Source organism: Pigmentibacter sp. JX0631 (assembly GCF_029873255.1).
GTDB lineage: Bacteria > Bdellovibrionota_B > Oligoflexia > Silvanigrellales > Silvanigrellaceae > Silvanigrella.
Window position 1 is genome coordinate 358,813 of record NZ_CP123622.1, and the last position, 6,188, is coordinate 365,000.

Below are 6,188 nucleotides of genomic sequence, written 5' to 3' on the forward strand. Positions count from 1 at the left end.
ACAATTCAACAACCCAATGAGTCTATATGAGAAGAGGAAAATTATTTTTAATAATTATAATGATTATATTATTTTTAGCAGATTCATGTAAAAAAAATAGTGACAGTAAAAGTGAAAGCAAAAATAATACACCTGAAAAAATTAAGCCTGTAGAGTCTACTATTTGGAAATTACATTTTAATGATAATGAAGCTCATATTGACTATTCTAATAATATTATAATTTCAAATATCAAAATTCCCGATTCTAAAGAAATTAAAATTAAATTTTTAAATAACGATAAAAACAGTTCATTTTCTATAAATAATCAAGTAATACATAATTATCAAAATATTTTTAACATAGTTAAAAAGAAAAAAGCGATATTAAAAAAAACAAATAAAGATGGTACAATTGAAGAATACAATTTATATTTCTCATCATTACCTGTATTAAATATAAAAACAGATAATATTGATAATTTTCCAAATATAAATAAAGGCTATGCAAAAATAGACTCTTTAAATTCCGAATTATATATAAATGTAACAGATAATTTATCAAACCTTCAAAAAAAATCTTTTGCAATTTATACAAATAATGATTTTACTGATTACATTTCTTACAAATTCAATATTATTTCTAAGGAAAATATTTATTACTTACTTGCAAACAATGATGATCCTTCATTAATAAGAGATAGAGTAAGTCAAAATATTTTCTATGAAAAACTAGGAAATAATTTAAAAAGTAAAAAAATTAAAGGAAAACACATTGATCTTTTTATCAATAATGAATATTGGGGTATTTACTACATCTCTAATATTGTAAATACAAGCGCGTTAAATAGAGATAATTTATCTGACACATTAGAGCTAAATTGGCAAAAAAAAGGGAACGATAATTATCTTTATTCAGTTATAAATAATCAATCTGATATCCTTATAAATCCTTTTGATTTTAAATTTAGCAAAACTCCAACATTTGAAAGTGAAAAACTTAGTATAGATTTATCAAAATGTGATTATAATCTTGAAAAAACATTTGAACCTAACTATGCAAATAGTTTTTTAACAACTATACTTGCAATTAAGGGAAGTAATAACATTACAAATAATAGTTTTGTTGCTTTAAGTAAAGGAAATGTATCTGATTTTGTTAATTCTAATTACAATAATGATAATAAACTATTTTACATATTATGGGATGCTGACCAATCTTTTGGATCATATCAAAGAAAAATTAATTATAATCGATTTGACGTTGTTTTCGATCATTTTGACTATATAAAAAATCGTGGTTCTCTAGTTACTTGTTACTTACATAATGTAAATAATTTTAAAATTAATTTTGTCCATAAATGGATTAAAGAAAATAACAGTCTACCAGGATTTATTAAAAGTTCTCTTATTAATAACTTTAAGTATCTAGAAAATAACATGGCATATGAAAGAGAATTTATACGCTGGAAAAATAATAAATTTATTAATCTAGATAGACCATTTGATTCAAAGGATTTAGATTTGATGCTCAATTGGGTTGATAAAAGATTTAAGTTCTTGGAAGAAGATTTTCTTAAAATTCCTACAACCACTTACAATAAATATAAAATTAAGAAATTAAATGGAGATCCAGTTGTAATTCATAGAACTCAATTCAATTTTAATCATTTTAAATTAATACCAATTATTGCTAAAGATAGAATGGAAACTCACGATGATGCTACTAAAAGAACAAATGCATTAGTTGTAGCAACAGGTGGATTTTTTAAATATTACTATAATAATCAATTTATTCATGACAAAGTTTATTCTTATTTTGTTCAAGGGCCTGAAGGATGTCATGCCTCTGGTAAATATCCTACTACTAATTTTAAAGCTAATACTACAGGAGTCTTTAAAGAAAAAAACAAATACCATTCTATATCTAAAATACTTTTTCCTGCTATTGGTTGGAATGATAATGGTGAATATGTGATAGGCAACCTTTCTATAGTTAATAAATTTAATTTCCGATCATTAGGAAAAATATTTGATATTAATCATTTGAATGAACCATTAGAAAAAGACTCATTTGATATTAATCTCTTTAACAGTAGCTTTGATAATAGTACTAATACACCTTCAGGAACTTTTGAAATTACAATTAATTCAGATTCTAATTCTATTGAATCAATTTCAACTTCAGGAAATTCAAACATTCCAGAAAATGGTTACGTTATTTCTTTTGGAACAAAAGTAGACCTAGAAGAACTCAAGTTAGGTGAACTTAAAATTGGAGAAGTTGTTGATATCAATTATATTTATAATGAAAATATTATGACATCAAATACAACAAAATCTTTTGAACAAATGGATTACATTAGAAGTACAAATCAAATTTTAGTATTGAATAATAATATTGATCAAGATGTTCTTAATTTTTTCAAAGGAACTAATACTAAAAGAGCTCACTTAAAAGGATCTCATCCAAGAGCTGCTCTATGTATAAAAAATAACAATTGGAATTTATATGTCATTGATGGTCGCCAACCCAATATATCTAAAGGAATGACTATGTATGAATTGGCTCATTATCTTAAAGATGAAGGATGCAATCATGCAATTAATTTTGATGGCGGAGCATCTGCCGCAATAACTTTTAGAGGATTTAAAATGAATATAAATTCTGGCATGAGAGGAAAATGTACTAATGTTTCAAGACCCATAGCTGACTTTATGACTATTCAGCGGAAGTAAATAAATTAAAAGACTTCAAATATAGTGCAATTAAAGTCTTTTTATTATTTATTAACTAGTAGAATTTATTTATTATAAGAAATATTTAAATTCAATATATTATATAAATTTATAAAATAAACTTAAATTATATAAAATAGATATTAGAAACAATAATTTATATAGTATCTATTAATTCCTATAATTTAAGCATAATTATTAAGGAGAAATTATGAAAATTGTGATAAAAATAGTTAGTTGCATAATATTTTTATTCTTTAAAACGAACACATATAGCTTAAATGGTTATTTTTATATAAAAGATAGTAATGATAATTTTGCAACAGGTCTCAATTCAACTAAAAAGTCACCTTTTCACATCTATAACATAAAGAAAAATGTCGTAAGAATAAAACCTGATATTAATCTTTATCTTTCTGCTAGTGATAGTAAAATTGAAATTTATTCTAAAAACAACTCTAGTTATAGTGAAAATTTTGTATTAAATCCTAAAAATTCAAAACAAACCTCAATTAAAACAATTCATAATACTTTTTTAAATATTAGTAATACGGTTATAAACTATAAAATAAATCAAACAAATGATGAAATAAATTTAACACTTGAAAGCTATAATCCCTGCGATGAAAAAAATTTATATTATTTAAAAAGCTTAGATGGAAAATTTCTTACTAATACAATTGATATTGAGGGTAATGAATTCGAATTATCAAAAAATAATAATTATGTAAAAATTTGTTTAAGTTATAAAGAAAAAAATATAGCTTCTATGAAAATTAATAATTTATTTTTATCGGCAAATAAAGATGACAATAAATTTAAGTCAGTAAGAAATGATAAAAACAATGAATTTTTTGAAATTATAAAGGTAAAAGAAAATATATTCAATATCAAGTCGTTTCATAATACGTTTTTAAATTTTGAAAAACAACCTGATAACCGTTATTATTTAAGACAAACAAATGTTAAACAGAACTTTTATTTAATACCTGTTAATAAATTTTGTAATCCTGATAACTTATATTTTATTAAAAACACTAAAAATGAATTTTTGCAAAATAATTATGATAAAAACGTAAATGGACTAATTTTTTCAAAAGAAAATAAAAAGGCAAATATTTGTATAAACAAAAAAGATAATTTGCTGTCTAATATTAAAATAAATAATTTATTTTTATCTGCAACTCAAGGAAGTAATTTAATAGAACTAAATAATAAAAATTCATTAACTGAATCATTTATTTTATCAAAACAAAAAAATAATAAATTTACAATTAAAACATCAAATAATACTTTTTTTAGTTCTGAAAACTTATCAGAAAATAAAAGTATATTAAAACAATCAAATAATGAAAACGAAAGCTTTTTCGTTATACCTGTATACAAAAATTTGAATATTGAAAACAGAAAATGTTACTACATTAGAAATAAAGATAATATATTTTTGTCTGCAAATATGCAAAACATTATTACTACTGATAAAAAAAATCCATCTTCCATATTTTGTATAGACAAAAGGAATCATGAAAATGAATTAGAGAGTATTGCAGAAAATGAATTATATATTTATAATTTAATTAACAAAAAATATCTAGAAATAACCGCCAGCAGACAACTTAATTTAATTGATAATAAAAATAAAGATTCTAAATTTATTTTTAAACCAGTCAATATAGGATCTTTTTTACTAAAAAATATTAATAATAATTCACTAGTAATTAATAATAATATTCAAATAATTAATGAAGATGAATTTAACAATGAAAATGATGGACTTTATTTTGAGGAAGTGAATCCAATAAATGTTGATACCAAAAGAAACAAAGATTTGCATGAATACAAGTCAAATTTTTTGGCTCTAAAAAATTTCTCAACTTTTTCAAAATCAAAAAGTAAAATAACAAATGTTCCTCTTAATGAGTTCAACACAGGTTCAATGTGCCCTGCTCCAAGACTAGCTCAATATCATTATCCTGATGGTGGTATTGATGTTTATTGCTTAAAAATATCTTCTGATTTTAGAGACAATATCCCCCAATATATTAAAAACGATCTTATTAGAAATAATATCCATCAATTAGATATCTATTTTCTAGCCCAAAGTAAATATCTTTCACTTAGTGGGGGTAATTTAACGGAATCCTTAAATGTATTAAGAACTCATAACTGGATTTTTAAAAATATTCCTAAAACTTATAAGGGAAGTATTTATAAACAAAATACTTTAATGACTGTTTACTCAAACAACTATTTAGAAAGCATTAATATAAATATTGGAAATTTAGGACCTAAAGGAATCCAAAGTAATTACTTAAAACCTTATATTGTTTATCTTCATGACAATAAAATATCTCCTGATAATGTTCATTTAAATTTCTCTGATACAAGAAATTTAAGTTTATTTTTTTACTCATTAGTTATAGATCCAGTAAATGAACAAAGGGCTGTAGTTACACTACATTGGCTTCTAGAACCAAATGAATTAGTATTAATGAGAGAGCAAAATGAATTATTAGAATTAGATATTGCCAACAATTCTATTAATTCAATTTTTCAAACAATTGAAAACACTAATGCAATAGACAATAATATCTCAAATAGCCTTAAAGAATTAATAGCAAATTAAAAAAAAATATTATTTAATTATCTAAGAAATATACTATTAATATATTTATTTTTATTGATAGCATATTTCATATTAATAAATATAAGTCGATAGTTAACTTATGCAAACCTAATCAAATTAATGCATGAGATATTTTATATTTTTGAATAAAAAAGTATTTTACTATTTTTCCCAAATATCATTAAAAAGAATTTTCAAACGTTCAATTATTTTATTCGCCCTATTTAAAAGAAATTTTTCATAATTTTCTTTTTTTAGTAAATTAAATGACAAACTATCGTAAACATTAATTGGCAAATCATTTATTTTTATTTTTTTATCAATCCTACTTTTATCTCTATACTTTTTTATATAATCTTGTAAATATATTTCAGGAAGAGAATTATTATACTCTTTATAACTCTTTATATTAACTATTAATTTATTTGCAAGTGAATCTATTTTTCTATTATCAAATTTATGTTTTTTAGCATTAGGAAATATATTTAATAAGGTATAATCTACATCAACATTTCCCAATATAGATGAATCATCAAAAAAATCGTTTTTAATATAATCATGTTTTAGCAAATATATAACAGTTTTAAATAGAATACTATTTGACGTAGAATCAACCAAATCAGTAGCAGTAATAGAAATTTTATATTGGAAAACTTTACTAAGAATTTGGCCTTCAATTAATTTTTGTACAGAGTCGCATAAAAATTTATAGTCTGCCCCCAATCTGTAGTTATTTGATTTTATATTATCTTTAATTAATGCACTATAAAAGTACCAATTTTTAAATAATTCTTCATTAATATTTTTTTTATTAAATGAAAGTAAAGTTGCAGATATTGGAATTA

At 22.4% G+C, this 6,188-nt stretch carries 3 protein-coding genes (1 of these 3 running past the window's edge); 2 read left to right on the forward strand and 1 reads right to left on the reverse strand.

The features are described from left to right. The first annotated feature begins 26 nt into the window (after positions 1-26). Together QEJ31_RS01520 and QEJ31_RS01525 are read left to right on the forward strand one after the other, a co-directional pair. On the forward strand, positions 27-2,717 hold the full coding sequence (locus tag QEJ31_RS01520) for a phosphodiester glycosidase family protein (protein ID WP_280592028.1): 2,691 nt from the start codon (positions 27-29) through the stop codon (positions 2,715-2,717). A 211-nt stretch (positions 2,718-2,928) separates the two neighbouring features. Beyond that, a complete protein-coding gene (locus QEJ31_RS01525; RefSeq protein ID WP_280592029.1) occupies positions 2,929-5,343 on the forward strand; it encodes a hypothetical protein in 2,415 nt (804 codons plus the stop codon). 162 nt (positions 5,344-5,505) lie between these two features. Here QEJ31_RS01525 and QEJ31_RS01530 read toward each other — a convergent pair whose 3' ends face one another. Beyond that, on the reverse strand, positions 5,506-6,188 hold the end of the coding sequence (locus QEJ31_RS01530; RefSeq protein WP_280592030.1) for a DUF262 domain-containing protein. The gene runs 1,057 nt beyond the window's last position; the window shows 683 of its 1,740 coding nt (coding positions 1,058-1,740); the start codon falls outside the window, past its right edge — the gene reads right to left on this strand; the stop codon is at positions 5,506-5,508.

What these genes read in the sequence shown, in the direction of transcription:
- QEJ31_RS01520 (WP_280592028.1), top strand. Translation starts at nt 27, where the DNA reads ATGAGAAGAGGAAAATTATTTTTAATAATTATAATGATTATATTATTT.
- QEJ31_RS01525 (WP_280592029.1), top strand. Translation starts at nt 2,929, where the DNA reads ATGAAAATTGTGATAAAAATAGTTAGTTGCATAATATTTTTATTCTTT.